The sequence below is a fragment of the Variovorax sp. YR266 genome, assembly GCF_900107295.1.
Lineage (GTDB): Bacteria > Pseudomonadota > Gammaproteobacteria > Burkholderiales > Burkholderiaceae_C > Variovorax.
Genome location: NZ_FNPM01000017.1, coordinates 40203 through 65278, shown reverse-complemented (window position 1 = coordinate 65278; position 25076 = coordinate 40203). Strand labels below are relative to the sequence as shown.

The following is a 25076-nucleotide window of genomic DNA, read 5'->3' as shown; positions in this document are numbered from 1 at the left end:
GCATGAACCGCCTCACCGGCAAAGCGCTCGATGGCATCGACCACCTGCGCCAGAGCATCGCCGACATCCTCGCGACCGCGTTGGGTAGTCGCGTTATGCGCCGCCCCTACGGCAGTCTCTGGCCCGAGCTGATCGACCACCCGGACAACAGCGCTACCCGCGTGCGCCTGTACGCTGCCACGGCGGGCGCGCTGATGAAGTGGGAGCCGCGTCTGCGCCTGTCGCGCGTGCAGATCTTCAGCACCGACACGCCCGGCCAGGTCCTGCTGGATCTGCAGGGCATCTACAGCCCGCTGGGCCAGCGCCGCAGCGTGCTGTCGATGCGCGTGCCCGTGCAGGTCGGAGCGGCAGCATGAGCATGGACATGTCGCTGCTGCCGGCTCCGGCCGTGATCGAGGTGCTCGATTTCGAGACGATCTTCGCGCGGCGCGTGGCGCAGTTTCAGGAGCTGTGCACGGCGGTGGGCTTCGACTACACGCTGCTGCTCGAATCCGATCCGGCGATGAAGCTGCTGGAGGTGCAGGCTTACCAAGAGCTTGAAATGCGACAGCGCATCAACGACGCTGCCAAGGCCTGCATGCTCGCCTATGCCACGAAGTCTGACCTCGACAACCTCGGCGCGAACTACAGGGTGTTCCGGCTGGTCGTCACGCCGGCCAATCCGGACGCCGTGCCGCCCGTGGAGGCCGTCTACGAAGACGACGAACGCTTCCGCGAGCGCATCCAGCTCGCGCCCGAGGGCATCACCACCGCCGGTCCGCGCGACAGCTATCGTTTCCACGCGCTCAGCGCCAGTGCGCAAGTCGCAGACGTGGGCATCGACAGCCCGATCCCTGGCACGGTGCGCGTCACGGTGCTGTCCACCGATCCGAGCGGCGTGCCCACCGAGGCGCTGCTCGGCACCGTGAGCGGCGCACTCAACGACGAGAAGATCCGCCCGCTGTGCGACAGCGTGCCGGTGCAGGGGCCGGAGATCTTCGAAACCACGATCGAGGCGACGGTTTACCGCAAGGAAGGCCCTGCCGGCGAGGTCGCGCTGGCGAACGGCAAGGCAGCGCTCGACGCCTGGCTGATCAAGATCCGCAGGCTCGGGGAAGGCCTTGCACGCTCTGGTATCGATGGCGCTCTCCACCAGCCAGGCGTGAGCCGGGTGAGCATCACCTCGCCGCCGGTGGACATGCTCTGCACGGAAACCCAATGGGTGCGCGTCACGGCGATCACCGTCCTCGAGGAGGTGGTCAGTGGCTAACCTCACCCCCGCCCAGCGGCTGCTGCCGCCCAACCGCACCCCGCTCGAGCTTGCGCTGGCCGGCACCTCGCCGCTGGAGCTGGACACCAACGGCCTGCGGCACCTGTGGACGGCCATGCTCTGCCTCGCGCCTCTGTTGCCGTGGCTGTCATGGACGCTGTCGGTCGAGGCCTGGCAGGACGCCAAGTCCGACGACGCCAAGCGCGCGCTGATCCTCAACAGCATCGAGATCCACCGCCACAAGGGCACGCCCTGGGCGATCCGTCTTTTGATCCGCTCGCTGGGCTTCGGCGAGGTGGACATCATCGAGCGCGTGGGCGGGAGAACCCACAACGGGACGATCCGCCGCAACGGCATCTTCCCGCACGCTCCGCTGATCTCCACCTGGGCGACCTACATGGTCGCCTTGCAGCGCCCGATCACCAACGCACAGGCCGAGCGCCTGCGCAAGCTACTGCCGTCCGTGGCCCCCGCTCGCTGCCACTTGGTCGCGCTGCGCTACGCCACTGTCGCGAACAGCCACAACGGTGCCACGCGACGCGATGGCGCCTACAACCACGGAAGCGCCTGACATGGCAAACCTCAACGAGTCCGATCTCTACGAAGCCGGGATCTACCAGCTAGAGGAAGACGATCCAGTCCTCGGCGGTCCCACTGGCATCGATAACCTCGCCCCGCGACAGTTGGCCAACCGCACGCGCTACCAGCGCCTGCGGAACGTCACGCCCTGGGATGCATCGCTGCCCTACCCGGCGAACGTCGCCTACGTCAGCTACGGCGGCAGCACGTGGAAGAGCGTCGGTGAGAGCACCAACGTCGCGCCCGGCTCTGACGCTGCCAAGTGGGTGCGGTGGGGCTACACCGCAGCCGAGCTGGCCAGCGCGCTCGGCGACGCTGTAACCGTGCACGAGGGGAAATCCGATCCACACCCGCAGTACGCGATGGATAGCGACCTCACCGCTCACACGGGCGCTGCCAATCCCCACGGACAATACGTGCGGCACGACGCCGCTCAGGGCCTGACCACCCCGCAGGCCACACAGGCCCGCGCGAACATCAACGCCGAAACGGCCGGCACTGCCGTCTCCGAAATCCAAAAGAATGCTGCGCGGTACGCCGCCGACACAGGTGCGGCGAACGCAGCAGCTGCCGCGTTCGCGCCGGCAATCACCGCCCTGACGGACGGCATGGAGCTTTGGGTTCAGGCGGCTGCTACGAACACCGGCGCGCTGACAATGGCAGTCAATGCCCTGGCGGCAAAGCCGGTGGTCGGCGAAGCAAATATCGCGCTCCAAGGCGGTGAGTACCTGGCCGGTGGCCTGTGCCATCTCAGCTGGAGCGCCGCGCTCGACAAGTTCATCCTGCACGGGTGCAACGGTGCGCCGCTGCAGGTTGCGAATGGCACGAAGAGTCAGCACACCGCAGCGATGGGACAGCTTTCCGGTGTCGTCGGAACCGTGCGCAACGGCCGCATGTACCTGGGGGCTGCCAATGCCTCGGGTACGTTCACCGCCGACGAACTCATCCTCGCCTCGGCGCTGGGTGGGTTGCAATACCGGCTTCCGGGCTTCAACAAGACCGTCAACCTCGGAACCGTCGGGGCAGGCGGCATGGATGTCGGCGCCCCACCGGCCACAGGCTTCGTCGCCCTCTATGCGATCTACAACCCGACCAGCGGCGCATCTGCGCTGCTCGCAACGAATGCAACGGCCGCAGTAGCTCCAGAGGTCTATGGCGGCGCCAACATGCCAGCGGGCTACACCGCATCGGCATTGGTGTCCGTGTGGCCCGTTTCGTCGAGCCAGTTCACGATGGGATTGCAGCGCGATCGAGCACTCAACATCACTGCAACCGTTGTCCTGAACACCTCGGCCGCCAACCAAGCAACAACAGCCCTGTCCATCGCCTCAGTGGTGCCCATGAACGCCAAGTCGGTAAGCGGATGGTCCACACGGCAGTCGAGCACCGCCACCAGCGGCCTGTTTCTGATGGGAGACGCGAACGGGATGGGTTCTCAGCAGATTGCCACAGGGTCGACCTCTGGCACTGGATATGTCGGCGGCTGCTTCAACTTCCTGCTTTCGACTGCACAGACGATTTACTGGCAAGTCGCCAACTCGCTGAGCTCGCAGGCCTATATCAGCGGCTACACGTTCTAGGAGTCCTCATGCCCACCGTATTTGTGCAGTTCGCCGACGCATCGATGCAATCGATCCTGTCCGTCTTCGCATGTGCGCAAGATCCTGCCCACTACCCCTACTTCGCGGAGATCGACGAGGTCGATTCGCGCTACCAGGCCTACCTTGGACAAGGCGCATCGCCTTCGGTCCCCTTCTCGGTCACTCGGCGTCAGGGCCGTCTCGCGCTGCTGGCGGCCGGCAAGCTCTCTCTTGTCGCAGATGCGATCGCAGCTCTGCCGAGCCCCGAGCGCGAAGCCGCGGAGATCGAGTGGGACGCCTCGACCTACGAGCGCGCCTCCCCCTTCCTGGCGCAGTTGGGCACAGCCATCGGCCTTGACGACGCTGCGCTTGACGCGCTGTTCATTCAAGCCGCCGCCCTCTGACCAGCGCAGCGCCCCCAGCCCCCGTCCGTCCTCTTAAATTTTCTCGGAGCACTCCACCATGGCCCTCACCGATTACCACCACGGCGTACGCGTCCTCGAAGTCACCGAGGGCACCCGCCCGATCCGCGTGATCAATACGTCCATCATCGGCCTGGTCGCCACCGCGCCCGACGCCGACGTGGCCACCTTCCCTCTTAACCAGCCGGTCCTCGTGACCAACGTCTACAACGCCATGGGCAAGGCGGGCACGACCGGTACGCTGAAGAAGGCGCTCGAAGCCATCGCCGCGCAGGCGCGCCCCATCACCGTCGTGGTTCGTGTCGAGCAGGGCGCCGACGAAGCCGCAACCACCACCAACGTGATCGGCACGGTGCTCGCAGACGGCCAGCGCACAGGCATGAAGGCGCTGCTTTCGGCACAGGCAAGGCTCGGCATCAAGCCGCGCATTCTGGGCGCTCCTGGCCTCGATACGAAGCCCGTGGCAACCGCTTTCGCGACCATCGCGCAAAGCCTGCGGGCGATGGCCTACGTGAGCGCCTGGGACTGCGAGACGGTCGAAGAAGCCACGGCCTACCGGCAGCAGTTCGGCGCACGCGAGCTGATGGTGATCCACCCCGACTTTCTGGCCTGGGATCTGGTCGCCAACGCCGACACCCGTTCACCTGCCGTTGCTACCGCGCTGGGCCTGCGCGCGAAGATCGACAACGAGATCGGCTGGCATAAGACCATCTCGAACGTCGCCGTCAACGGCGTCACGGGCATCAGCAAGGACATCTACTGGGACCTGCAGGACCCGAACACCGACGCCGGCCTGCTCAACGCCGGCGACGTCACGACGCTGATCAACCGCGACGGGTATCGCTTCTGGGGGTCGCGCACCTGCAGCGACGAGCCGTCGTTCGCCTTCGAATCGGCAACCCGTACCGCGCAGGTGCTCGCCGACACCATCGCCGAGGCCCACATGTGGGCCAACGACAAGCCGCTGCTGCCGAGCCTCGCCAAGGACATCCTCGAAGGTGTGAACAGCAAGTTCCGTTACCTGACACGCGCGGGCTACCTCGTAGGCGGCAGCGTCTGGGCGGTCGACGGCGAGATCAACACCGCCGACGAACTCAAAGACGGCAATCTGGTGCTCGACTACGACTTCACGCCTTGCGCCCCGCTGGAGAACCTGACGTTCCGCCAACGCATCACCGGCCGCTACTACGAATCTTTCGCCGACATGGTCGCCAAGGCCTGACCGCGCCCCGCCCGCTGATCCACAGAGGAAAACATCATGTCCCTTCCCCGCGTTCTCAAGAACTTCATCCTGTTCAACGACGGCACCGGCTACCTCGGCGAGGTGCCCGCCTTCACCCCTCCCAAGCTCAGCCGCAAGATGGAGGACTACCGTGCCGGCGGCATGAACGGGCCCATCGGCATCGACCTCGGCATGGAAGCCCTGGAGTCCGACTGGACCGCCGCCGGGTACATGCGCAGCCTGTTCGCCCAGTGGGGCACGCCCACGCACGACGGCGTGCTGCTGCGCCTCGCCGGCGCGGTCCAGACCGACGACACCGGCGAGGTGCAGGCGGTCGAGATCGTCATGCGCGGCCGCCACAAGGAAATCGACTTCGGCGAGGCCAAGGCCGGCGAGAAGACCGAGATCAAGGTGAAGTCCTCGCTGAGCTACTACAAGCTCACGATCGACGGCGTCGTGATCATCGAGATCGACTTCGTGAACTTCATCGAAGTCGTCGACGGCGTCGATCGCATGGCGCAGATCCGCCAGGCACTCGGCCTGTTCTGAGCTGACTACAACCCGGCCGCGCCGGCAGCTGCCGGCGCATCCCCTCATCCCTCACCTTCTTTCACAGCACCATGAACCTCAACGACCACAGCGTTACCGACGTCACGCCGAAGCCCACCAGCACCACGGAAGCTGCCGCCGGCGAAGTCATCCTCGACACGCCCGTGCAGCGTGGCGGACAGTCGATCACCAAGGTGCTCATCCGCAAGCCGCGCTCCGGCGAGCTGCGCGGCACCTCGCTGGCCGCCCTGATGCAGATGGACGTGGTTGCACTGACCACCGTGCTGCCCCGCCTCACGGTCCCCACCCTCACGAAGCCCGAGGTCGAAGCACTGGAGCCGTCCGACCTGCTGCAGTGCGGCACCGAGGTGGTGAATTTTTTGCTGCCGAAGGCGGATCGGATTCCCGCATCCCAGAGCACGTAGAAGACGCCATGGCGGACCTCGCCTTCGTCTTCCACTGGCGCCCCGCCGAGATGGATGACATGGCGGTGTCCGACCTGATGCAGTGGCGCGAGCGCGCCCGTGAACGCCACGAACCGCCCAAGTAGACCCATGCGCCACCTTCCCCCCTTCCAGCTCCATTCGCGCCTCGTGGCGGCCTCGCAAGGGGGTGCACATGTCCGGTAGCGGCGATCTGCGCCTGATGGTGATCCTGCAGGCGCTGGACAAGGCCTCCGCGCCCTTCAAGAAGGTCTCCGAGAGCAGCAGCAAGGCCGCGAGGGCCCTGCGCGAAGCCCGCGACCGCCTCAAGGAACTCAACACCCAGCAGAAGAGCGTCGGCGAGTTCCGCGAGATCCGCGCCGGCCTGCAGGACACCACCACCAAGCTCACGGCCGCGCAGGCGCGCGTCAAGCAGCTGGCGCAGGGGCTGGGCGCCCTGGGCCCGCCGTCCAAGGCCATGATCCGCGACTTCGCCGCGGCGAAGCGAGAGGCAGCAGCTCTCAGCGAACAGCACCAGCGGCAGGCCACCCGCGTGCAGGCCCTGCGCGACAAGCTCACGGCCGCAGGCATCAGCGCGAGCGCCATGGGCACGCACGAGCGCCGGCTGCGCACCGAGATCTCGGCGGCTAACCGCGCCATCGACGAGCAGACCGCCAAGCTCAAGCAGTTGGGCGATCGGCAGCGCGCGATGCATGCCGCCAAGGCCGATTACCAGAAGGGCAAGCACCTCGGCCACAACACCGCCGTCGCCGGCGCCATCGCGGCCGGCTCGGGCTTCGCGGTGCTGCACGCCATGCGCGCACCGATCGAGGAAAGCTCCAAATTCGCGACCGAGCAGCAGCGCATCGCGGCGCTCGGCCTGGGCGACAAGATCACGGGCGACGCCATCAAGTATGCGAAGGCCATGGAGACCTACGGCACCAGCACCCGGGACAACCTGATGCTCGTGCGCGACGGCCTGACAGTGTTTGCCGACCTCCACCACGCCGAGATGGTGGCGCCCACGCTGGCAAAGATGAAATTCGCCAACGAGGCGATCTACGGCGAAGAGCAGGGCCACGAGAACGAGAAGAAGTTCATGGACATGCTCAAGGTCATCGAGCTGCGCGGCGGCCTGGCCAACGAGAAGGTGTTCAAGGACCAGGCCGACAAGATCCAGCGCGTGATCGCTGCCACCGGCGGGCGCGTGCAGGGCGAGGAATGGCTCAACGTCATCAAGACCGGCGGCGTCGCGGCCAAGGGCCTCACGGACGAGGCCCTCTACTACCAGATGGAGCCGCTGGTGCAGGAAATGGGCGGCCACCGCGTGGGCACCGCGATGATGTCTGCCTACTCCAACATCTACCAGGGCAAGACGACCAAGCGCTCGGCACAGATGCTGATGGATCTCGGTCTGATCGCCGACCCTTCGAAGGTCAAGCACGACAAGGTCGGCCAGATCTCGCAGCTCGGTGTCGGCGCGCTCAAGGGCAGCGAGGTCTTCCGGGAGAACCAGTTCGAGTGGATGGAAAAGATCCTGCTGCCTGCCCTTGCCGCCAAGGGCATCACCGAGAAGCAGCAGGTGCTCGACGCCATGGGCGGCATGTTCAGCAACCGCACTGCCTCCAACCTGTTCGCGCAGATGTACCTGCAGCGCGAGCAGATCCACAAGAACGCGAAGCTCAACGCCGGCGCCGATGGCATCGGCACGCTGTACGACCGCGCGCTGCAGACCTCCTCGGGCGCCGAGCTGGAGCTGGCCGCGCGGCGCAACGATCTCTACAAGCAGTTCGGCGACAGCATCATGCCGGCCTATGTCGCGGCGCTGAAGCTCGCCACGGCCGCTATGAAGGGTCTCACGAACTGGATGGCGGCGAACCCACGCCTTGCGCAGCTGCTGGCGACCGGCCTGGGCATCCTTGCGGTGGCGCTCGTGGCGCTCGGCGGCATCCTGCTGGTGGTGGGCCCTGCGATCCTGGGATTCGTCGCCATGCGGTTCGCTTTCGCTGCCATGGGCATTCAGGGCGGCGTGCTCGCCCGTGTGCTGGGCCTGCTCGCCACGGGCTTCCGCCTGGCCGGCACCGCGCTACTGTGGCTCGGCCGCGCGCTGCTGCTGAATCCCATCGGCCTCATCATCACCGCGATCGCGGTCGCGGCCTACCTGATCTACCGCTACTGGGGTCCGATCAGCACCTTCTTCGTCGACCTGTGGAATCGCGCGAAGGCCGCCTTCGACCAGTTCTGGCAGTACCTGGGCGGCTCGGTGCCGGCTGCACTCGCCACGGTCGGCAGCGCGATCCTGAACTGGTCGCCGGCCGGGCTCTTCTACCAGGCGTTCGCCGAGACGATGCGCTGGTTTGGCTTCGAGCTGCCGGGCAAGTTCACCGAGTTCGGCAGCCAGATGATGCAGGGCCTGGCCAACGGCATCACGGGCGCGCTCGGGCAGGTTCAGGGCGCAATATCAGGCGCGGCAGATTCGGCCCTGGCGTGGTTCAAGGAAAAGCTCGGCATCCGCAGCCCGAGCCGGGTCTTCATGCTGGCCGGCAACGAGATCAGCAACGGGGCGGCGCTGGGCATCGCCGGCCGCGCGGGCTACGTGCGCCAGGCTGCGCTCGGCATGGCAACGGCTGCCGCCTCAGTGCTGCCCATGGGGACGGCCGGCGCGGAAGCGCTGCGCTTCGACACCCGCGCGCCGATCAGCGCCAGCGCCGGCCAGCTCGCCCCTGTCGCCGGCGCCAAATACGAGATCCACATTCACGCGGCGCCGGGCATGAGTGCTCAGGAGATTGCCCGCGCCGTGTCGATGGAGCTGGACCGCCGCGAGCGCGCGAAGAGCGCCGCCGGCCGGTCCTCGTTGACCGACCGCGACTGACCGGAGTACCTCATGAGCATGATGATGGCCTTGGGCCAGTTCGTTTTCAGCCTCGACACGCTGGCCTATCAAGAGCTGCAGCGGCAGATGAAGTGGCGCCACGCCAGCAACAGCCGCATCGGCGCCCGCCCTGCACGGCAGTTCCTCGGCGTGGGCGACGACACCTTCAACCTCTCAGGCGTGCTGATGCCCGAGCTGACGGGCAGCACCGCTTCCCTCGACGAACTGCGCGAGATGGGCAACCTGGGCGCCTCGTGGCCGCTGGTCGACGGCATGGGCATCGTGTACGGCCTGTACGTCATCGAGGGCCTCACCGAGACGAAGACGGTGTTTCTGCCGAACGGCGCGGCGCGGCGCATCGAGTTCCAGCTCCAGCTCGAGCGCGTTGACGACGACCAGACCGACTCCATCGGCGATGACGAACAGACCGACGGCATCGGCGGCGACGAAGAGGTTGCGGCTTGACGATGGACCCGCAAGACCAGGCCACCGCGCACCCTGCGCCCAGCTACCGCCTGAAGCTCGGCGAGCGGGACATCACCCCGGCCGTGGACGCGCGCCTGATCAGCATGACGCTGTCGGAGTGCCGCGGCAACGAGGCCGACCAGCTCGATCTGGTGCTTGACGATCACGATGGCGCGCTGGAAATTCCCCGCAAGGGCGTCGAGCTGCAGCTGGCGATCGGCTGGGCCGGCACCGACCTGGTCGACAAGGGAACGTTCATCGTCGACGAGGCCGAGCATGCCGGCGCGCCCGACCAGATCTGCATCCGCGCGCGCAGCGCGGAAATGCACCAGTCGTTGCGCACACGCGTGGAGCGTAGCTTTCACGGCGTGACGCTGGGCGAGATCGTCCGGCAGATCGCCGCCCGGCACCAGTTGGTGGCGCGCATCGATCCCACGCTCGGAGCCCGCCAGATCGAGCACATCGACCAGACCAACGAGAGCGACCTGAACTTCCTCACGCGCTTGGCGAAGCTGCACGATGCCGCCGCAACGATCAAGCGCGGGCGCCTGCTGTTCCTGCCCATCGTCGGCACAACCACGTCGAGCGGCGAAAGCCTGCCAGTGATCGAGATCACGAGAGCCGATGGCGATAGCCACCGCTATCACTCCAGCGACCGAGACGCGTACAGCGGCGTGCGGGCCTACTGGCACGATCCGAAGCGCGCGAAGAGGCGCGGGGTGCTGGTGGGGGTCAGCGGCAATGCGAAGCGGCTCAAAGACACGTTCGCGAACGAGGCCGATGCGCGCGCGGCGGCGCAGGCCGAATGGCGGCGCATTCAGCGCGGGCTCGCGACCTTCGAGCTGACGCTGGCGATGGGTCAGCCCCTGCTCACCCCTCAATCGCCGGTCAAGGTCTCAGGATGGAATAAACCAGAGATCGACGACACGGACTGGCTGTCGGTCAAGGTTCGCCACACGATGACCGGGGACGGCGGCTTCACAACGCATGCAGAGATGGAAGTGGAAGGCACCGGCGAACGCGAGCCCAGCAGCGTAGAAGAGGAATAAGAGCCGACGTGCTCTGGCACCTATCGATCGAGATCTAGCTCAAGAAACTTTTCCAGCAACGGCGTCGGATGAAAGACGCCGCCGTCATAGCCCCCGCTGGTTGCGACCAAACCCGTCGCTTGTAGAGCCAGGAGCATCATGGGATCTGACCGACCCGCCTCTATGCGAGCATCTTCGGGTGTTTCGGCATAGGCGCGCGCTCCCGTCAGCTCGTGCGGTGGGGTCCGCTCAATCGCGACCACAAGGCGCTTCAGTTCGAGATCGCTGATCCTTCCGCGAGCAAAGGCGGCGAAGGTCTTCGCCACCATCTCCGGTTGTCTGTCGATGGACAGGCCATCCAAGATCTCGAGCAGACGCTCACCCACCTGGCCCCGGAAGCCTTCGCTTTGCTCCAGCTTCTCCAGCATCTCTGCACGCTCTTTTTCGTCGATGTCACTGAGCGACTCAAGGAACCGCAGGATCTTCTTCGCCAATAGGCGATCACGAGCTGACGCTCCGACCTTTGCGAGCGCGACAACAGACCCTACAAGAGGCAGATCTTTAACGAAGCCGTCTTGGTCCAGCAATGCATCGATTCCTGCTTCCGCGACTTCCTTGGCCAGGCCGCCAAGCTCGGCTGACTTGACGGTCCGTGTGAGTTCATTCGACAGTTTTTTGAACACTGAGTTATCTCCTCTCTGAAGCGAAGCAATGAAACAACTCAGGGCACACGCTGAAGGATCAGGATAGTGCCGCCCGCCGCTGCCGGGATAACCGGTCCGAGCCACGCGCATAGGGCAAGCATCGGCCGCGAAGGCACCTTGCCGGTCTTCTTGTCAGTCAACCATTCTGGGTTGATAAATCCGACGATGCAGACCACGAAGAGGAATACAGCAAACGCGAGAAGTGCCCAGCCCAAGAAAGTCAGCATGCTCAGCTCCAAAGATCACCGGCACCTCGCCGGTCTACTCATCGAGGTCTAACGGCCCGAAAGCGACCTGATCCAACTCGTCGAAATCTAGCCAGTTTTCGGTGTCCAGCCAGCGAAGCAGAGCCCACAAGAGCTGAAGCCACCCAGGGCGCCCACTACCCCGTCTTCTGTTTCGCGAGCGAAGAAAGCACCCTCCGGGCCGCAGCGCGCCCTTCTTCATCCGAGTGCTTGTAGTTGTCCAGCAGCGCAGCCTCGTCGGGGGTTAGGCGGCTTTCTACAGGCGCAGAACGCTGGCCGATCAGCACATAGAGCACGTCTACTCCGACCTCGGCTGCGGCCGTTAGTGCATCGGCGTTGGGCGACTGTTCACCCCTCTCCCACGCGACCAAAGTCCGCCGCGACACATCGAGGGCGGCTGCAAATTGTTCCTGCGAGAGGCCGGTTCGGTCGCGCTCCTCGCGCAAGCGATCGCCCACGGCTGCGCGATTTTTCTCACTCATATCTTGACTTGCGCGATATTTCTCGCAAGAATGGCTTAACTGTGCAATTTTCTGTTCCACAAGCATACCGCCGCCCATGAAGCCCGCCTCGAAGACACCGCGCCGTGCGCCGAACGGCGTGATCAGCGACAAGCCGATCCCTATCCGGCTGTTGCCTGCCGAGCGGGCCAAGCTCGAAAAGATGGCCGAGCGTGAGCAGCGTTCCCTTGCCTCGGTGTCCCGGTTGGTGCTCCTGCGCGGCCTCGCCGTCTGCGAGCGCACGAAGACGCTCACCAGCTGACGCGACCCACCCCTTCCGAGCACGACCATGACCTACCCCGATCCCAAGCGAGTGCGTTCCAAGCGCTACACGATCCGCCTCGACGACTACGAGGATGGGCTCGTTCAAGCAATGGCTGACTATCAGGGCGAGCAGCTCGCGACGTTGTTGCGTGAGCTGGCCCTGCGTGAAGCGCGGCAGGTGCTGGGGTTGGTTCATGAGCCGAGTCTCGACCGGCGAGCGGCCTAAAGGAAGGCCGCAAACAGCCGCTTCACGGCGCAAAAAGAGCAGCCGAAAAGATGCCCGAGCACACCATCACCTTCACCGACGAAGACCACGCGCTGATCGAGCGCGTGCAGTTGGAACGCGGGCTGCCCACGTTTGAATCTGCTGCCGAATGGCTGGTGAAGGCCCGCCTTCGCCGCGCTGCTCGCGCCACGACCGGGCGCGGCCGTGCCCTCTACCTCGTCGACCGGCGCACGGCGCCCGTGGAGCCGCGATGAGACTGCGCTGCCCTCATTGCGACCACCTCGGCTCCATTCGGACCACCAAGGTGATGACCGCGACCGTATCGCACCACTACGTGGTGTGCAGCAACTTCGAATGCGGGCACACCTGGCGTGCGACCACTGAGGCGGACATGACGATCTCGCCCTCGGCCACGCCCGCCCCGTCCGTGCACCTGCCTCTCGCATCGCACATGCGCCGTGACGTGCTGGCCCAGCAGATCCGCTCGGGCAACACGGCCGAGCACACGCCCCTCATGACGCCGCCGGAAACGCGTGATCTCTTCGCGCCGGCCAGCGTCGACGGGCCCTCATAGCGCCCAGAGCACTCTGCTCGATCCCCCTTTCACCCAACCCCTGCGGTGCCTGTTCGGAGGCCCTGCGGGACGTGCTCACCCCGGAGGTTTCCAAATGACAGCACTGATCCTTCTCCACCCCTACGTCGGGAGCGCCGCATGAACACCGCCGCGCTCATCAAGCTCTGGAACCTCACTCAGAAGCACAGGGGTACGTCTGGCGCCCGCGCGGCTGCCGGCGTGCTTCTCGGCCTCTACAACGGTCACCGGTTCCCTTTCGACCTCACGGATCTGCGGCTGCTCGACGAGGGCAACCTGGCTGCGGCCATCGCCGTGATCAACAGCGACGCCTCGCGCTGCCAGATGGAGGTGCACGAATGGCTCAACCTCCTGTCGAGCCGCCATGACTTCGGCCAGCGCTTCGAGCACATGGCTCACGACTGGAAACGCAAGGGGAAGTGCAGGCGGGAGGGCCTGCAGCCGCTCGACCCTGAATTCGTCGTGTTCGCGGAGCCTGACCCCGTTCCGCATGCCCCGCCCGGTACGGCGTTTTTCAGCGAAGGCGGTGAAGCGTGACCGGTCAGCACTCAGCCACTCGCGCCAACGCCCACAGCTACCTGTGGCGGCAAGTCTTCTTCACAGACCCCATCGGACAGTGGCTGTGCCCGTCCGGTCATTCCTGCCGCTGGTCTATCGCGCGCGGCAATGCAGGCGTGACGGGCCGCGTTCAAAGGCGCAGCGCCGCCCTCGTCCAGACGCAGGAGGCAGCATCGTGAGCGCCCGAATCCTCGACCAGGGCGGCAATCACTGGGTGCCCCACGGCCACACGATCTGCCACAAGCAGAACGGCAACCCCGACGCGACGCCCGGTGTCGGGCTCGACGTCTACTCGTACCACAGTGCCGGCGGCAGCAACCGAAGCCATCGGCCCTTCGTGCTGGTGGTGGTCGGCTCGGGCCCGACCGCCGGCATCCTGCCCCTGCACATCACGCCGGACGATGCCCGCGCACTCGCCACGGCCTTGAACCGCGCCGCAGCCGCCGCCGATGCCGCCGACGCCGCTGTGCAGGCCCGCCGTCGCCGCCAGGAGGTGTCTGCCTGATGCGCCGGACCGCCTACCGCCCCTTGCAACTGCGCGTGTCGATCGCCGGCCTGCTGGCCATGCTGCCCGCCCTCGCGGTGGTGCTGATTGCAGTCCTGCTCGGCCGCGCGCTCGCGCTGGCTGGGTTGCTCTGAGGGCTCCATGCACAGCGATCTCTACGACGAAATCAGCACGGCGCTCGAGCGGGACTTCGAGTTCAAGCTCTCCAGCGATCGGCAATACCTGCAGAAGGGCAAGTGCCCCAGCTGCGGCCAACGCGAGATGTGGACGTGGGCCGCGAAGCCGCTGGTGGTCATCTGCCAGCGCACCAACAACTGCGGCTACCAGTCGCACGTCAAGGACTTGCTGCCCGACTTCTTCGACAACTGGAGCGAGCGCTTCCAGAAGCCCGAGCAACAGAAGCCACCAGAGCAGCAGAACCCCAACGCCGCGGCCGATGCCTATCTCGCCGAAAGCCGTGGCTTCGACCTGTCCCTGATCAAAGGCCTGTACACACAGGAGCACTACTTTGACGCTCGCGCCGATGGCGGGCGCGGCGCCGGCACAGGCACCGTCCGCTTCCAGCTCGAGGAGACCTGGTGGGAGCGCTTCTTCGACGCGCCCCACCGCTTCGGCAAGAAGAAGGCCAACTTCAAGACCGGCGGCGCCTACAAGGGCGCATGGTGGGCACTGCCCTCGCTGTCGTTCGCCGAGCCGGCACCGACCGAAACCGCCCTGTCTGCGGCCCTTCAGCAGGCGATGCGCGCCGCCGGCACCAGCAACACCGAAGCGCCCACCACCAATCCGCCCCCGACCGAACTGTGGCTCGTGGAAGGCATCTTCGACGCGATCGCGCTGGCGCATCACGGCATCGCCGCCGTGGCGCTGCTGAGCTGCAACAACTACCCGGAGAAGGCGCTCGCCGCGCTCAAGGCCCAGCTCGAAGCCCAGGGCGGCACCGTCCCTGCGCCCGTGCTGGTGTGGGCCTTCGATGGCGATACCGCTGGGCGGGCTTTTACGCTGAAGTACGCGCGCCGCGCCCGCGATGAGGGCTGGGTGTGCGAGGCCGCTCAGATCCCGCAGGACAAGGGCAAGAAGGTCGACTGGAACGACGCGCACCAGCACGACCGGCTCAAAGAGAGCCACCTCAGGGAGTACCGCTACCACGGCGCGCTGCTGCTGGCCGACTCGGCGCAGGAGAAAGCGCTGCTCATCTACAACCACACCGGCCGCGCGGAGTTCGACTTCGACCACGGCAATCGGCTGTGGTGGTTCAAGCTGGATCTCGACCGCTACGGCAAGGCGCGCGACGCGCTGCGCGAGGCCATCAAGGAAGGCACCCGGGAGGAAATGACAGAGGACGCCCAGCGCGACCAGGCGCTGCTCGAGTCCCACACCATCCAGAACATCGCGAACTGCCTGCCTCGGGCCCTCTACTACCAGAAGAACGAGGTCACCGACGAGGCCTGGTACTACTTCCGCGTCACGTTCCCGCACGACAGCCCGGCAATCAAGGCCACGTTCACCTCAGGCCAGCTCACGGCCGCCACCGAGTTCGAGAAGCGGCTCCTGCACATCGCACCAGGCGCGATGTTCAGCGGCAGCAGCCACCAACTCAAGAAGATCATGCAGTGGCAGCTGGACAACCCGAAGGTGGTCCAGACCATCGATTTCATCGGCTACAGCGCCTCGCACAAGGCCTACATCCTCGGCAAGGTGGCCGTACGCGAAGGCCAGATCCACGAGGCCAACAAGGAAGACTATTTCGAGTTCAACAAGCTCTCGATCAAGTCGCTTCAGAAGTCGATCCAGCTGCGGATCAATGCCGACCGCGAGGGCTATCAGCGGGCATGGCAGCAGCACCTGTGGCGCGCCTTTGGTGCCAAGGGCTACATCGCGTTGGCATTCTGGTTTGGCAGTCTCTTCGCCGAGCAGGTACGCGCCGAACAGCAGAGCTTCCCGTTCCTTGAGATCGTCGGCGAGCCCGGCGCCGGCAAGACCACGCTGATCCAATTCCTTTGGAAGCTGCTCGGGCGTGACTACGAGGGCTTCGACCCCTCGAAGTCCACCGCCGCCGGACGCCTGCGCACGTTCACGCAGGTCAGCAACCTTCCCATCGTGCTGATCGAGTCGGACCGGGAGACGAAGACCGGCGGGCAGGCCCACGTGAGGTCGTTCGACTGGGACGAGCTGAAAGACGCCTACAACGGCAACAGCATCCGCACCACCGGCGTGAAGACCGGCGGCAATGAGACATACGACCCGCCCTTCCGCGCGTCGATCGTCATCAGCCAGAACAACCAGGTGCAGGCCTCGCAGGCCATCATGGAGCGGATCTGCCACATGACCTTCGACACCGGAGGTTTCACGCAGTCCAGCTACGAGAGCGCCAAGACGCTCGAGAAGGTGGAGATCGAGACGGTCAGCGGTTTCATCCTGGCCGCGCTGCGCCGCGAGGCCGAGGTGATGCAGGCCATCACCAACTCGCACGACGAGAACATCCGCTTCCTGCTCGCGCAGGACGGTATCCACAAGCCGCGCATCGCGAAGAACCACGCCCAGCTGCTGGCGATGGCCACGGCCATGCGCGGCGTGGTGAAGCTCTCGGACGAGCAGTTCGACCAGGTGCAGGCGCAGATCGTCACGATGGCCCGCGAGCGCCAAAGCTCGATCAACGCCGACCACCCGCTGGTGCACGAGTTCTGGGAGGCCTTCGACTACCTCGACAGCCTCGGCGTGGAGTCGGTCAAGCACGGGCACATCGACCGCCCGCTGCTCAACCACAGCCGCACGCCCGAACAGATCGCGGTGAACCTCAACGAGTTCGTCGAGAAGGCGAATACGCACCGCCAGCAGATCCCGCTGATGGCCGATCTGAAGAAGGTGCTGCGTACCAGCAAGACCCGGCGCTTCCTCGACATCAAGTCGGTCAGCAGCGCCATCCGCGTGCGAGTGGAGCAAGGCACCGAGGTCGCCAAGACGGTGCACTGCTGGGTGTTCGAACGCCCGGCGCGCGGCTCCTGAAGCCCATGGAGCCCAACGCCATGCAGATCACCGAATCCCGCCCCTTCCGCTGCCACTACCGGCACGCCGTGCCCGGCCAGGCGCCGATCGCGCTCTTCATCCAGCTGCGCGCGCGCGACGCCGACGCGGCCCAGCGCCTCGCCGAAGCCGCTGTGGGCCGGCTGGTCGACCGCGTCGAGCCTGTCCCCTTCCCCTTTTCCATCACCAACCCTGCAAAGGAGGTCTGACCATGCACGCCTACATCGTGAAGGTCATCGACGCCACTGGCGTCTTCTACGGGTACGTCCAGCTCGCCACCTCGTGCGCCGCAGCCGAAGGCCTTGCCTTCGACCGCTTCGGCGACGTACGGCTGCTCAGCGTGCGGAGGTCGGCATGAACGCAGCCCGCAAGACCATGCCGACGCGCAGCATCTACGCGCCCACCTTCAAGTACCGCGACTCGGCACATACCGACATTCGCGAGACGTTCAAGGCCGCTCGGCGCGCGCTCGCCCGCGAAGCCCAGCGCAAGGCCGAGGAGCGCCAGCAGAGCCTGGAACTCGACAACGTGGTGCCCATGCCCTCGCGAGGTGGCAAATGAGCGACTACGGCATCGCGACCGCGCCGGATACGGCGGTCGTGCAACTCGTGTTCACGTCGCCGCCGTGCGTGGGCCACAGCAAGCCCATGGAACGGGCGCTGGTGACCTCGTTTCGGGCTTGCGAGCTGTGCACGCACTCGACGGCCCGCGCCGGACGTCTGCTGTGCGACAGCCCGGCCGTGCGGCTGACGGGCCAGCCCGAAGCGCTGGACGTGGCACGGGCGCCGGCCGGCAACTGCGGGCCCAACGCCAGGCATCTCGACATGCCGGGCTGGCACTGACGAGGAGAAGCCGCCATGGCCCACGCGATCGAGCCCACCGACCAGATGCTGCGCGAAGCCTGCGCACGCATGGCGGAGCGCTTTCACTGGGCCGATGACTTCGAGGCGGTGATGCAGGACCGCGTGCGCAGCCGACTGGTGCGCATCGCAGCCCGGCATCCGACCGCCGCCGGCAGGGCACCCGCGCCGCCGCGCGCGCCGGCTTGCCGCCCCTTCCAGCCGCCCACCAGCGGAATCCCTCTCTTCGACCGCAAGCGCGCCGCCTCGGGCGAGCGCGATGACGACTGACTCAACCACTTCAGAGACTCAACATGAAACGCGTCTACATCGAGGCCCCTCGTGCCTTCGGCAAGGTCACCCAGCGCAGCATCACGGTGATCGCCTTCACCGGGAAGACCGGCGCGGGCAAGGACAGTTGTGCCGCTGTCCTGCACAACCGCTTCCAGTTCGAAACCATCGCGTTCGCCGACGCACTGCGGCGCGAGATCGCGGCGGCATGGCGTCTCGACGAGCGGATGCTCAACTTCCGGCCGACGAAGGAATTCTCGATTCCTGCGCTCGCCGTGGGCATGTGCAGCGACCCTGCCTTCATCAACTGGTGCTTCGATGCCGACGAGAGCCTGCACGAGCCGCGCAGCCCGCGCTGGGTGATGCAGCACTGGGCCGACTACCAGCGCCGTTACCGCCCGACCTACTACGCCGACATCGTCACGCGCTGGATCAGCCGGCAGGCCTCAGTGGGCTTCCGCCGCTTCGCGGTCACAGATCTGCGCGATCCGGTCGAGGTGCAGGCCCTGATGGCCCTCGGCGTGCAGTTGAGCGTGGTCCGCGTCCTGGGCCCGCACGCGGCCGGGCTCAGCGCCGACACGGCGCACCACAGCAGCGAGCGGCACCAGATCGATGCGGACTTCGATCTGGTGAACGATGGAAGCCTGGAGCTGCTCGCCGAACGCGTCTCGGCCTTGCCGCCGGTGCGGTGCCTGACCGACGAAGGTCGCGCTGCGTTCACGCAGGAAATGCTCACCGGCCGCTTCAGCAGCGAGGCCCATCCATTGGAGGAACTGGTCAAGCAGTACCACGAGCGCTGCGAGACCTACGACCGCAGCGTATGCACGGGGCCGGTGGGCGTCGACGGCATCCTGCCAGCCACCGACCGTGAGCGCAGCCTCATCAACCTCAACGCGCAACGCGTGCGCCAAGAGATCCTCGAGCGCAACGGCATCGGCCCTGCCGCCTTCAGCGCCGCCCTGGCCTCTTTCGGTCGCCGGGGAGTCTGATCGTGGACGAGCTCTTCGTCCTCCTCGACATCACGGGCTGCGAAAACTGGCCTTTCGCCCTGCAGTACCTCACCGGGCCGGCCTCGCCGCGCAGCATTCCGCCGGAAGGCCGTTCGAACGTGCTGCAGGTCAGCCGCAGCGCTGCCGAGCGCGAGGCCGTGCGACTGGCAGAAATGCATCCGGGCCGCACCTTCGGACTGTTCCTCGCCACTCACGCGACGGTGCGCGCCGAGATCCCGACGTACGTCAACTTCAAAGGCGATCCGTTGCAGACGCGCACCCTTTGTCAGTTGGCGCCCATCGACGATGGCATCCCCTTCTGAGGCCTGACATGAAGCACCAGAAGACACGCCATCGCCGCCCGGTGCGCACGCGCGCCGAGTTGGCCCGCAGCGGCCCGGTCGCCACAGCCGTCGCGCTGCAGCGCATGAGCAGCCACATGACAACGGTCAGCATCGACATCTACTTGACGTCGGACGGCGAACCGGCGCGCGAGCTGCTTTCTCACCTGGGCTGGCTCATCGCCCTGGGCGCGGAGATCTCGGCGACCGTCAAGCCCGGCATGCCCGAGGCGAAACGCCTGCACGCCGCCCTGCGCACGGTGATCCAGATGAGCATGGACAACGCCTGGCAGTCCAGCCAGGCCGGAACGCTCGACATTGCCGCCAACGAATCCAAGGCGCTGCTGATCGCCCACGCGTCGATCGGTCTCGACCTCATCGCCAGCGCCGACTGGCTCGCATCCCGCATCCGCGACGGGCAGGCACGTCTTTCCGACGTGGCCGGCGCGGAGATCTATTCCAACGAACCTACCGGAGCTTCTGTATGACGGAGATCGTCAATCACTTTCATGTCTGCGGTGGAGTCGGCAGCGGCGCTGCTGGCTTCAACGATGCAGACCCGAGCATCGGCCCTGTACGGGGCAAGATGCGGTGCATCGGCGGTGTCGACAACGATCCCCGCGCCTGCCGCGACTTCAAGCGCCTGACGGGCGTGGAACAGGCCTGCATCGACCTGTTCACGCTGGGGATGTATCGGCGTTTCCACGACCGCATGCCGCCGCCCGGGTGGCGCGAAGCCACCCCCGACGACATGCGCAAGGCCGCGCACGGCCTGTTCCCGCACATCGTCTTCACCTCGATGCCCTGCAAGGGCTTCTCGGGCCTGCTGAGCGCACAGAAGAGCACAACCGACAAGTACCGCGCACTCAACGAGCTGGTGCCGCGCGCCATGATGCTGACGATGGAGGCCTTCGCGGACGATCTGCCCGGCCTTTTCATCTTCGAGAATGTGCCGCGCATCGCCAGCCGCGGGCGCCCGCTGCTCGACGAGGTCGACAAGCTGATGGGCTACTACGGCTACATCGGCGCGGAGACGGTCCACGACTGCGGCGAGCTGGGCGACGGTCTCGGCCAGAGCCGCAAGCGCATGCTGAAGGTCTTCCGGCACAAGAAGAAGGTGCCGCCCTTCCTGTACGAGCCGCATAAGCGGCGCCTGCACGCCGTGGGTGACATCCTGCGCCACATGCCCCTGCCAGGCGATGCCGCTGGCGGCCCTATGCACCGGGTGCCGGCGCTGCAGTGGAAGACCTGGGTTCGCCTGGCCTTCGTGGAAGCCGGCAGCGACTGGCGCAGCCTCAACAAGCTCGCGGTGGAAGACGGCAAGCTGCGCGACTTCCTGCTGGTGCCCGACATGCGGAGCGGCCCACTCGGCGTGCGCCGTTGGGAGGAACCGACCGGCACCGTCGCCGGCGAGAGCCTGCCGACGAATGGCGCATTCTCGGTGGCTGACGTGCGCTTCGATCAGTCCGCGAAGTGGAAGGACGGTCAGGCCCTCGGCGTGCGCCGCTGGGGCGAGCACACGGGCACGGTGGCGGGTCAAACCGGGCCGCTGCAGGGCGCCTACAGCGTCGCCGACGTGCGACACCAAGGGCCGGCCAAGCACTCCAACGAGTTCCGCATCGTGGCCTGGGGCAAGGCGGCGCAGGCAGTGACCAGCGCACACGGCTCGGGACAGGCCGTCGCAGATCCACGCCCGGACCGGCAGGGCAAGCTGTTCTCGAAGTACCCGGTCACGGCTTGGAGCGGTGCCACCGGGACGGTGATCGGCGGCGACGACATGGGCGCCTACGCCGTGGCGGATCTGCGCCGCGATGGCCCGACCTTCGGGAAGTACGCGGTCACGGCGTACAACGAGCCCGCCGGCACGGTGATCGCCGGCTCCACCACGGGCCAGGGTGCCTTCGCAGTGGCCGACGTGCGCCCCGGCATGCAGCGCACGAAGGGCGATCACTACCTGACCGGTGGGCACTACGGCGTGGTGCCTTGGGAATCCAGCAGCGGGGCCGTCAGCGCCTCGGCATGTCACGACAACGGGCCTTGGAGCCTCGCCGACCCGCGTGCTGGAGGAGTTGAGCCCGAGGTCGAGGTGCCCGCGATGCCGGCGCCCTCTGACAAGCTGGTGTGCCGCATCCAGTCGCTCGACGGCACTTGGCACAGGCCCTTCACCACGCTCGAGCTGGCCGCGCTACAGAGCCTCATCGACCCCGAGGAATGGTTCGCCCCGGATGGTCCCGGTGGGCGCGGCGAGGCCTTCGTGCTCGACGGCGAGAGCGATCAGCGCTGGCGCGAGGGCATCGGTAACGCGGTGCCGCGCAAGGCGGCGAAGGCGATCGGCACGGTGATGGGACAGACGATCCTGCTGGCGCGCACGGGCGAGACCTTCGTGCTCGGCAGCACGCCGATCTGGGTCCGGCCGCTGGCCGTAGCGGTCAGCGTGGCGCAGGAAGGCGGTGTGGCATGACCGCGATCAAGGTTTTCGGTCTCCTCGCGCTGAATCCCGACCAGAAGCCGCTCATCGAGAAGCACTGTTTCGGTGACTGCGGCAAGGTCTCGATGGCTGGAGCCATCATGGACGAGCGAACGGGCGGTCTCTGGGTCTGCGCCGAGACTGTCTGCCCTTGGCTGAAGGGCGAGATGGACGAGCCCTATGGGACAACCATGTCTTTCGGCCAGGAGCACCACATCTTCCTGCGCGCGATCACCGATTCGCCGGCCAGCAAGGGAGGGGAACGCTCATGAGACACCTTTGCCACTGGCCCGGGTGCCAGCAGGAAGTGCCTCCGGCGCGATGGGGCTGCACGCCTCACTGGTATCAGCTACCCAAGGCGCTGCGCGATCAGATCTGGGCGACGTATCGCCCCGGCCAGGAAATCACGAAGACACCGAGCCGCGACTACATCGAGGCAGCACAGGCAGTGCAGGCATGGATCAAAGAGCACGGCGGGCCACCGCCTGGCTCGCGCTGGGCCCCTGCTCTGAGCATCCGCCAGCCTTGGGCCTGGCTGATCGTGAACGGCTTCAAGGACATCGAGAACAGGGAGTGGCGCACGCCGTTCCGTGGGCGCTTTCTCGTGCACGCCAGCAAGACGATGGCCCGCGTCTACTACGACGAGGTGCGCGACAGCCTGCAGGAAGTGATGGACGTCGATCAGATCCCGGTCTACGAGGATCTGCCGCGCGGCGGCATCGTCGGAGAGGCCCGCATCGTCGATTGCGTCGATCGCAGCGGCTCGCCATGGTTCATGGGACCGCACGGCTTCGTGCTGCGCGAGGCCAAGCCGCTGCCGTTCCGGGAGTGGAAGGGGCGGCTGCAGTTCTTCGACGTGCCGGAGGTCGCGGAATGAGGTTCTTCACCGGACTGCACCAACCCAGCGACGCGCGTCACTTTGACGGCGCTTTTGTCAGCGTGAACCGGTTGCGCGACCGGAAGGCGCCCATGCAGGTAGGCGACTGGATCATGGACAGCGGGGCCTTCACTGAGATCTCGCGCCACGGCCGCTACCGGCACGACGTGTCGACCTACGCCGCCGAGATCCGCCGCTGGGCCAACAACGGCTCCGGGCGACTGCTGGCCGCCGCAGCACAAGATTACATGTGCGAGCCGTTCATCGTGAGAATCACCGGCCTGTCAGTTCTTGAGCATCAACGGCTGACCATCGAGCGCTTCGACGAGCTGCGCGCCGAGGACACGAGCGGCGTATACATCCTGCCGGTTCTGCAGGGCTTCGAGCCCGTCGACTATTTCCGGCACCTGCACGCCTACGGCAACAGACTCGCGCCTGGCGCCTGGGTTGGCGTGGGGTCGGTCTGCAAACGCAACGGCGCTCCTGAGCAGGTGGCAGCGGTCCTCATGGCGATCAAGGCCGAGCGTCCCGATCTGCTGCTTCATGGCTTCGGGTTGAAGACCACGGCGCTAGCTCATCCGTTCGTGCGCTCGATGCTGCATTCCGCCGACTCGATGGCTTGGAGCTTTGCTGCGCGCAAGCAAGGCCGCAATGCCAACGACTGGCGCGAAGCGGTGCGTTGGACCGATGCGATCGCACAGCGCCCCATTCAGCACATGCTCGACTTGGGAGGCAATCCATGACGTATCCAGCAAGCCTCCTCAAAGGGAGCCAGCGCCTACAGACAACCACCTCTTCACCGCTGATCTACCGAAAGAAGACCGTTCTCGAGAAGTGCGGCATATCGGAAACGACTCTGCGCCGCTGGATGGCGAAAGAGGGGTTTCCTCGCCCTCGCCAGCTCGGCCCACGCGCCGTGGGCTGGGTCGCGATCGAGATTGATACGTGGCTCGTGGCGCGCCCGGTGGCCGACCACAACGATCCCGCCGAAGACTAGGGCTTTTTCGGGGCAGGCGGCAGCGGTGGCGGAATGCAGTAGTCGGCCCAGTCTTGCATCATCGAAGCCCGCTTGGCGAGCATGTCGCCACGGCGGTACGCTGCCTCCACCTTGCTCTCGATCGCGTGCGCAAGAGCCATTTCGGCCATTTCAGGAGGGTAGTGGGTGTGCTCAGCGGCCCAGTCCCGAAAAGTGGAGCGCCAGCCGTGGGGCACACACACCCGACCAGCCGCATCACGGAAGTCGAGCCGGCGCATGCACGCGGTCAGCGACATGTCCGATAGCTGCTGCAGCTGCCGACCGGGGAAGACTAGGTCGCAGTCCTCGTATCGAGGCATGGATTGAAGCAACGCGATCGCCTGCGCTGACAGGGGCACGCGGTGGGGTCGCTTCCCTTTCATCCGTGCCTCAGGCACGTCCCACAGTGCAGCCTCCAAGTCGAACTCCGCCCACCGGGCACCGCGGATCTCGCCTGACCGGCCAGCCGTCAGCACCTGAAACAGCAGGGCCTGCGCGCTCACTCCCTCGACCCGACTTATCGCATCGACGGCGGTCGCAGCGTTCTCAACCGGCACCGCTGGGTGGTGCTTGACCTTGGCGATCTTCTCTGGCTTCGGTAGCAGCTTGTCCAGATGGCCGCGCCAGCTCGCCGGGTTCTCGCCCGTGCGGTGCCCGCGTGTCTTCGCCCAGTCCAACACCTGTTCGATTCGCCCACGCAGCCGGCTGGCTGTCTCTGTCTTGGTTCGCCAGATCGGATCGAGCACTCGGAGCACTTCATCCTGGCCGATCACCGACACGTCCAGATGCCCAATGACCGGCTCGGCGTAGGTTTCGAGCGTGTTCTCCCACTGGTCGCGATGCTTGGGATTGCGCCATTCAGACTCCTTCGCGGCGATGAAGCGCTCGCAGGCGGTCTTGAACGTCAGCGCACGCGCCTGCGATGCGGCCGCAGCCTTTTTAACGGCCTTCCGTGCCTCAACCGGGTCTACCCCCTCGTCGATCAGCTTCCGGGCCTCCCGTGCCTTCTCCCGGGCCTGGGCAAGCGGTACGGACGGGAAGCTCCCGAGGCCCATGCGACGCCGCCGCGCTCCGATCACATAGCGCAGCACCCACGACCTCGAGCCAGCAACCACCTGCAGGTACAGCCCCTGCACTCCTCCAACGGCGTGCGCCCCTTCAGCACGAAGACGGCCGACCTCGATTGCAGACAGTTCACGAGAGCGCTTGGGCATCTGTTCTATAGGCCATCCCACAGGCCATCCCAAAAGCGCT

At 66.1% G+C, this 25076-nt stretch carries 37 protein-coding genes; 33 read left to right on the top strand and 4 right to left on the bottom strand.

What is annotated here, in order from left to right; genetic code table 11:
- Positions 1 to 2: 2 nt before the first annotated feature.
- The 12 genes from BLW48_RS30795 to BLW48_RS30740 all read left to right on the top strand — a co-directional run bounded on the left by BLW48_RS30795 (position 3) and on the right by BLW48_RS30740 (position 10409).
- On the top strand, positions 3 to 356 hold the full coding sequence (locus tag BLW48_RS30795; protein ID WP_093179453.1) for a GPW/gp25 family protein: 354 nt from the start codon (positions 3 to 5) through the stop codon (positions 354 to 356).
- Positions 353 to 1249 carry a baseplate assembly protein gene (locus BLW48_RS30790; RefSeq protein WP_093179369.1) on the top strand — a complete coding sequence of 299 codons (897 nt, stop codon included), beginning with the start codon at positions 353 to 355 and terminating at the stop codon, positions 1247 to 1249. The genes BLW48_RS30795 and BLW48_RS30790 overlap by 4 nt, the downstream gene beginning before the upstream one ends.
- Positions 1242 to 1820, top strand: a complete 579-nt coding sequence (locus BLW48_RS30785; protein WP_093179368.1) for a phage tail protein I — start codon at positions 1242 to 1244, stop codon at positions 1818 to 1820. Before BLW48_RS30790 ends, BLW48_RS30785 begins: the two co-directional genes overlap by 8 nt.
- Before the next feature lies 1 nt (position 1821).
- Positions 1822 to 3408 carry a hypothetical protein gene (locus BLW48_RS30780; protein ID WP_093179366.1) on the top strand — a complete coding sequence of 529 codons (1587 nt, stop codon included), beginning with the start codon at positions 1822 to 1824 and terminating at the stop codon, positions 3406 to 3408.
- Positions 3409 to 3416: 8 nt separating this feature from the next.
- A complete protein-coding gene (locus BLW48_RS30775; protein WP_093179364.1) occupies positions 3417 to 3812 on the top strand; it encodes a hypothetical protein in 396 nt (131 codons plus the stop codon).
- A 58-nt stretch (positions 3813 to 3870) separates the two neighbouring features.
- The gene (locus tag BLW48_RS30770) at positions 3871 to 5052 is read left to right on the top strand and encodes a phage tail sheath protein (protein ID WP_093179363.1); all 1182 of its coding nucleotides are present in this window, start codon (positions 3871 to 3873) and stop codon (positions 5050 to 5052) included.
- A 36-nt stretch (positions 5053 to 5088) separates the two neighbouring features.
- Positions 5089 to 5601: a phage major tail tube protein gene (locus BLW48_RS30765; protein ID WP_093179361.1), complete on the top strand. Its 513-nt coding sequence runs from the start codon at positions 5089 to 5091 to the stop codon at positions 5599 to 5601.
- Between the two features lie 71 nt (positions 5602 to 5672).
- Positions 5673 to 6026, top strand: a complete 354-nt coding sequence (locus BLW48_RS30760) for a phage tail assembly protein (RefSeq protein WP_093179360.1) — start codon at positions 5673 to 5675, stop codon at positions 6024 to 6026.
- A gap of 8 nt (positions 6027 to 6034) precedes the next feature.
- Positions 6035 to 6151 (top strand): GpE family phage tail protein, encoded by a 117-nt coding sequence (locus BLW48_RS30755; protein ID WP_093179358.1) that lies wholly within the window; start codon positions 6035 to 6037, stop codon positions 6149 to 6151.
- Positions 6152 to 6219: 68 nt separating this feature from the next.
- The gene (locus tag BLW48_RS30750) at positions 6220 to 8895 is read left to right on the top strand and encodes a phage tail tape measure protein (protein ID WP_093179357.1); all 2676 of its coding nucleotides are present in this window, start codon (positions 6220 to 6222) and stop codon (positions 8893 to 8895) included.
- A 12-nt stretch (positions 8896 to 8907) separates the two neighbouring features.
- Positions 8908 to 9360 carry a phage tail protein gene (locus BLW48_RS30745; RefSeq protein WP_371127577.1) on the top strand — a complete coding sequence of 151 codons (453 nt, stop codon included), beginning with the start codon at positions 8908 to 8910 and terminating at the stop codon, positions 9358 to 9360.
- A gap of 2 nt (positions 9361 to 9362) precedes the next feature.
- The gene (locus tag BLW48_RS30740) at positions 9363 to 10409 is read left to right on the top strand and encodes a phage late control D family protein (protein WP_093179355.1); all 1047 of its coding nucleotides are present in this window, start codon (positions 9363 to 9365) and stop codon (positions 10407 to 10409) included.
- A gap of 20 nt (positions 10410 to 10429) precedes the next feature.
- On the opposite strand, the gene BLW48_RS30735 is transcribed toward BLW48_RS30740, so the two are convergent.
- From BLW48_RS30735 to BLW48_RS30725, 3 genes are all read right to left on the bottom strand, one after another.
- Positions 10430 to 11071: a hypothetical protein gene (locus BLW48_RS30735; RefSeq protein ID WP_093179354.1), complete on the bottom strand. Its 642-nt coding sequence runs from the start codon at positions 11069 to 11071 to the stop codon at positions 10430 to 10432.
- Between the two features lie 38 nt (positions 11072 to 11109).
- On the bottom strand, positions 11110 to 11319 hold the full coding sequence (locus tag BLW48_RS30730) for a hypothetical protein (RefSeq protein ID WP_143047830.1): 210 nt from the start codon (positions 11317 to 11319) through the stop codon (positions 11110 to 11112).
- A gap of 155 nt (positions 11320 to 11474) precedes the next feature.
- Complete coding sequence (locus BLW48_RS30725; protein WP_256331020.1) at positions 11475 to 11951, bottom strand: helix-turn-helix domain-containing protein; 477 nt, start codon at positions 11949 to 11951, stop codon at positions 11475 to 11477.
- Between BLW48_RS30725 and BLW48_RS30720 the strand changes: the two genes are divergently transcribed.
- From BLW48_RS30720 to BLW48_RS30630, 21 genes are all read left to right on the top strand, one after another.
- Positions 11938 to 12099: a hypothetical protein gene (locus tag BLW48_RS30720; protein WP_218137556.1), complete on the top strand. Its 162-nt coding sequence runs from the start codon at positions 11938 to 11940 to the stop codon at positions 12097 to 12099. The genes BLW48_RS30725 and BLW48_RS30720 overlap by 14 nt on opposite strands.
- 27 nt (positions 12100 to 12126) lie before the next feature.
- Positions 12127 to 12327 (top strand): hypothetical protein, encoded by a 201-nt coding sequence (locus BLW48_RS30715; protein ID WP_093179348.1) that lies wholly within the window; start codon positions 12127 to 12129, stop codon positions 12325 to 12327.
- Positions 12328 to 12377: 50 nt separating this feature from the next.
- The gene (locus tag BLW48_RS30710) at positions 12378 to 12581 is read left to right on the top strand and encodes a hypothetical protein (protein ID WP_093179347.1); all 204 of its coding nucleotides are present in this window, start codon (positions 12378 to 12380) and stop codon (positions 12579 to 12581) included.
- The gene (locus BLW48_RS30705) at positions 12578 to 12901 is read left to right on the top strand and encodes an ogr/Delta-like zinc finger family protein (protein ID WP_177142471.1); all 324 of its coding nucleotides are present in this window, start codon (positions 12578 to 12580) and stop codon (positions 12899 to 12901) included. The genes BLW48_RS30710 and BLW48_RS30705 overlap by 4 nt, the downstream gene beginning before the upstream one ends.
- Positions 12902 to 13039: 138 nt before the next feature.
- On the top strand, positions 13040 to 13456 hold the full coding sequence (locus tag BLW48_RS30700) for a DUF7673 family protein (protein WP_093179344.1): 417 nt from the start codon (positions 13040 to 13042) through the stop codon (positions 13454 to 13456).
- Positions 13457 to 13652: 196 nt separating this feature from the next.
- Positions 13653 to 13982, top strand: a complete 330-nt coding sequence (locus tag BLW48_RS30695; protein ID WP_093179342.1) for a hypothetical protein — start codon at positions 13653 to 13655, stop codon at positions 13980 to 13982.
- On the top strand, positions 13982 to 14116 hold the full coding sequence (locus tag BLW48_RS35970; RefSeq protein ID WP_256331019.1) for a hypothetical protein: 135 nt from the start codon (positions 13982 to 13984) through the stop codon (positions 14114 to 14116). Before BLW48_RS30695 ends, BLW48_RS35970 begins: the two co-directional genes overlap by 1 nt.
- A 7-nt stretch (positions 14117 to 14123) precedes the next feature.
- Positions 14124 to 16985, top strand: coding sequence for a toprim domain-containing protein (locus tag BLW48_RS30690; protein ID WP_093179341.1), 2862 nt, complete (start codon positions 14124 to 14126; stop codon positions 16983 to 16985).
- 20 nt (positions 16986 to 17005) lie between these two features.
- A complete protein-coding gene (locus tag BLW48_RS30685) occupies positions 17006 to 17212 on the top strand; it encodes a hypothetical protein (protein WP_143047829.1) in 207 nt (68 codons plus the stop codon).
- A 2-nt stretch (positions 17213 to 17214) separates the two neighbouring features.
- Entirely contained in the window at positions 17215 to 17361 is a 147-nt protein-coding gene (locus tag BLW48_RS35535; protein ID WP_177142470.1) for a hypothetical protein, read from the top strand.
- The gene (locus BLW48_RS30680) at positions 17358 to 17564 is read left to right on the top strand and encodes a hypothetical protein (RefSeq protein WP_093179338.1); all 207 of its coding nucleotides are present in this window, start codon (positions 17358 to 17360) and stop codon (positions 17562 to 17564) included. The genes BLW48_RS35535 and BLW48_RS30680 overlap by 4 nt, the downstream gene beginning before the upstream one ends.
- On the top strand, positions 17561 to 17845 hold the full coding sequence (locus tag BLW48_RS30675) for a hypothetical protein (RefSeq protein WP_093179336.1): 285 nt from the start codon (positions 17561 to 17563) through the stop codon (positions 17843 to 17845). The genes BLW48_RS30680 and BLW48_RS30675 overlap by 4 nt, the downstream gene beginning before the upstream one ends.
- 15 nt (positions 17846 to 17860) lie before the next feature.
- Complete coding sequence (locus tag BLW48_RS30670; RefSeq protein WP_093179335.1) at positions 17861 to 18133, top strand: hypothetical protein; 273 nt, start codon at positions 17861 to 17863, stop codon at positions 18131 to 18133.
- Between the two features lie 23 nt (positions 18134 to 18156).
- On the top strand, positions 18157 to 19122 hold the full coding sequence (locus tag BLW48_RS30665) for a hypothetical protein (protein ID WP_093179333.1): 966 nt from the start codon (positions 18157 to 18159) through the stop codon (positions 19120 to 19122).
- A gap of 2 nt (positions 19123 to 19124) precedes the next feature.
- Positions 19125 to 19445: a hypothetical protein gene (locus BLW48_RS30660; protein WP_093179332.1), complete on the top strand. Its 321-nt coding sequence runs from the start codon at positions 19125 to 19127 to the stop codon at positions 19443 to 19445.
- 8 nt (positions 19446 to 19453) lie between these two features.
- Complete coding sequence (locus tag BLW48_RS30655) at positions 19454 to 19951, top strand: hypothetical protein (RefSeq protein WP_093179330.1); 498 nt, start codon at positions 19454 to 19456, stop codon at positions 19949 to 19951.
- Positions 19948 to 21924 carry a DNA cytosine methyltransferase gene (locus tag BLW48_RS30650; RefSeq protein WP_093179329.1) on the top strand — a complete coding sequence of 659 codons (1977 nt, stop codon included), beginning with the start codon at positions 19948 to 19950 and terminating at the stop codon, positions 21922 to 21924. The genes BLW48_RS30655 and BLW48_RS30650 overlap by 4 nt, the downstream gene beginning before the upstream one ends.
- Complete coding sequence (locus BLW48_RS30645) at positions 21921 to 22202, top strand: hypothetical protein (protein WP_093179327.1); 282 nt, start codon at positions 21921 to 21923, stop codon at positions 22200 to 22202. Before BLW48_RS30650 ends, BLW48_RS30645 begins: the two co-directional genes overlap by 4 nt.
- Positions 22199 to 22807 (top strand): ASCH domain-containing protein, encoded by a 609-nt coding sequence (locus BLW48_RS30640; protein ID WP_218137548.1) that lies wholly within the window; start codon positions 22199 to 22201, stop codon positions 22805 to 22807. Before BLW48_RS30645 ends, BLW48_RS30640 begins: the two co-directional genes overlap by 4 nt.
- Positions 22804 to 23550 (top strand): deazapurine DNA modification protein DpdA family protein, encoded by a 747-nt coding sequence (locus BLW48_RS30635; protein WP_093179326.1) that lies wholly within the window; start codon positions 22804 to 22806, stop codon positions 23548 to 23550. The genes BLW48_RS30640 and BLW48_RS30635 overlap by 4 nt, the downstream gene beginning before the upstream one ends.
- Positions 23547 to 23804, top strand: coding sequence for a helix-turn-helix transcriptional regulator (locus tag BLW48_RS30630; RefSeq protein WP_093179324.1), 258 nt, complete (start codon positions 23547 to 23549; stop codon positions 23802 to 23804). The genes BLW48_RS30635 and BLW48_RS30630 overlap by 4 nt, the downstream gene beginning before the upstream one ends.
- On the opposite strand, the gene BLW48_RS30625 is transcribed toward BLW48_RS30630, so the two are convergent.
- Positions 23801 to 25036: a tyrosine-type recombinase/integrase gene (locus BLW48_RS30625; protein WP_093179322.1), complete on the bottom strand. Its 1236-nt coding sequence runs from the start codon at positions 25034 to 25036 to the stop codon at positions 23801 to 23803. The genes BLW48_RS30630 and BLW48_RS30625 overlap by 4 nt on opposite strands.
- Positions 25037 to 25076 lie beyond the last annotated feature (40 nt).

Excerpts from the sequence above, each read along its gene's own strand:
- BLW48_RS35535 (WP_177142470.1), top strand. The coding sequence starts at position 17,215 with ATGCACGCCTACATCGTGAAGGTCATCGACGCCACTGGCGTCTTCTAC.
- BLW48_RS30775 (WP_093179364.1), top strand. The coding sequence starts at position 3,417 with ATGCCCACCGTATTTGTGCAGTTCGCCGACGCATCGATGCAATCGATC.
- BLW48_RS30685 (WP_143047829.1), top strand. The coding sequence starts at position 17,006 with ATGCAGATCACCGAATCCCGCCCCTTCCGCTGCCACTACCGGCACGCC.
- BLW48_RS30690 (WP_093179341.1), top strand. The coding sequence starts at position 14,124 with ATGCACAGCGATCTCTACGACGAAATCAGCACGGCGCTCGAGCGGGAC.
- BLW48_RS30700 (WP_093179344.1), top strand. The coding sequence starts at position 13,040 with ATGAACACCGCCGCGCTCATCAAGCTCTGGAACCTCACTCAGAAGCAC.
- BLW48_RS30715 (WP_093179348.1), top strand. The coding sequence starts at position 12,127 with ATGACCTACCCCGATCCCAAGCGAGTGCGTTCCAAGCGCTACACGATC.
- BLW48_RS35970 (WP_256331019.1), top strand. The coding sequence starts at position 13,982 with ATGCGCCGGACCGCCTACCGCCCCTTGCAACTGCGCGTGTCGATCGCC.
- BLW48_RS30645 (WP_093179327.1), top strand. The coding sequence starts at position 21,921 with ATGACCGCGATCAAGGTTTTCGGTCTCCTCGCGCTGAATCCCGACCAG.
- BLW48_RS30765 (WP_093179361.1), top strand. The coding sequence starts at position 5,089 with ATGTCCCTTCCCCGCGTTCTCAAGAACTTCATCCTGTTCAACGACGGC.
- BLW48_RS30780 (WP_093179366.1), top strand. The coding sequence starts at position 1,822 with ATGGCAAACCTCAACGAGTCCGATCTCTACGAAGCCGGGATCTACCAG.
- BLW48_RS30640 (WP_218137548.1), top strand. The coding sequence starts at position 22,199 with ATGAGACACCTTTGCCACTGGCCCGGGTGCCAGCAGGAAGTGCCTCCG.
- BLW48_RS30675 (WP_093179336.1), top strand. The coding sequence starts at position 17,561 with ATGAGCGACTACGGCATCGCGACCGCGCCGGATACGGCGGTCGTGCAA.
- BLW48_RS30790 (WP_093179369.1), top strand. The coding sequence starts at position 353 with ATGAGCATGGACATGTCGCTGCTGCCGGCTCCGGCCGTGATCGAGGTG.
- BLW48_RS30760 (WP_093179360.1), top strand. The coding sequence starts at position 5,673 with ATGAACCTCAACGACCACAGCGTTACCGACGTCACGCCGAAGCCCACC.
- BLW48_RS30665 (WP_093179333.1), top strand. The coding sequence starts at position 18,157 with ATGAAACGCGTCTACATCGAGGCCCCTCGTGCCTTCGGCAAGGTCACC.
- BLW48_RS30655 (WP_093179330.1), top strand. The coding sequence starts at position 19,454 with ATGAAGCACCAGAAGACACGCCATCGCCGCCCGGTGCGCACGCGCGCC.
- BLW48_RS30770 (WP_093179363.1), top strand. The coding sequence starts at position 3,871 with ATGGCCCTCACCGATTACCACCACGGCGTACGCGTCCTCGAAGTCACC.
- BLW48_RS30730 (WP_143047830.1), bottom strand. The coding sequence starts at position 11,319 with ATGCTGACTTTCTTGGGCTGGGCACTTCTCGCGTTTGCTGTATTCCTC.
- BLW48_RS30745 (WP_371127577.1), top strand. The coding sequence starts at position 8,908 with ATGAGCATGATGATGGCCTTGGGCCAGTTCGTTTTCAGCCTCGACACG.
- BLW48_RS30680 (WP_093179338.1), top strand. The coding sequence starts at position 17,358 with ATGAACGCAGCCCGCAAGACCATGCCGACGCGCAGCATCTACGCGCCC.
- BLW48_RS30705 (WP_177142471.1), top strand. The coding sequence starts at position 12,578 with ATGAGACTGCGCTGCCCTCATTGCGACCACCTCGGCTCCATTCGGACC.
- BLW48_RS30755 (WP_093179358.1), top strand. The coding sequence starts at position 6,035 with ATGGCGGACCTCGCCTTCGTCTTCCACTGGCGCCCCGCCGAGATGGAT.
- BLW48_RS30750 (WP_093179357.1), top strand. The coding sequence starts at position 6,220 with ATGTCCGGTAGCGGCGATCTGCGCCTGATGGTGATCCTGCAGGCGCTG.
- BLW48_RS30650 (WP_093179329.1), top strand. The coding sequence starts at position 19,948 with ATGACGGAGATCGTCAATCACTTTCATGTCTGCGGTGGAGTCGGCAGC.
- BLW48_RS30630 (WP_093179324.1), top strand. The coding sequence starts at position 23,547 with ATGACGTATCCAGCAAGCCTCCTCAAAGGGAGCCAGCGCCTACAGACA.
- BLW48_RS30740 (WP_093179355.1), top strand. The coding sequence starts at position 9,363 with ATGGACCCGCAAGACCAGGCCACCGCGCACCCTGCGCCCAGCTACCGC.
- BLW48_RS30795 (WP_093179453.1), top strand. The coding sequence starts at position 3 with ATGAACCGCCTCACCGGCAAAGCGCTCGATGGCATCGACCACCTGCGC.
- BLW48_RS30635 (WP_093179326.1), top strand. The coding sequence starts at position 22,804 with ATGAGGTTCTTCACCGGACTGCACCAACCCAGCGACGCGCGTCACTTT.
- BLW48_RS30670 (WP_093179335.1), top strand. The coding sequence starts at position 17,861 with ATGGCCCACGCGATCGAGCCCACCGACCAGATGCTGCGCGAAGCCTGC.
- BLW48_RS30625 (WP_093179322.1), bottom strand. The coding sequence starts at position 25,036 with ATGCCCAAGCGCTCTCGTGAACTGTCTGCAATCGAGGTCGGCCGTCTT.
- BLW48_RS30710 (WP_093179347.1), top strand. The coding sequence starts at position 12,378 with ATGCCCGAGCACACCATCACCTTCACCGACGAAGACCACGCGCTGATC.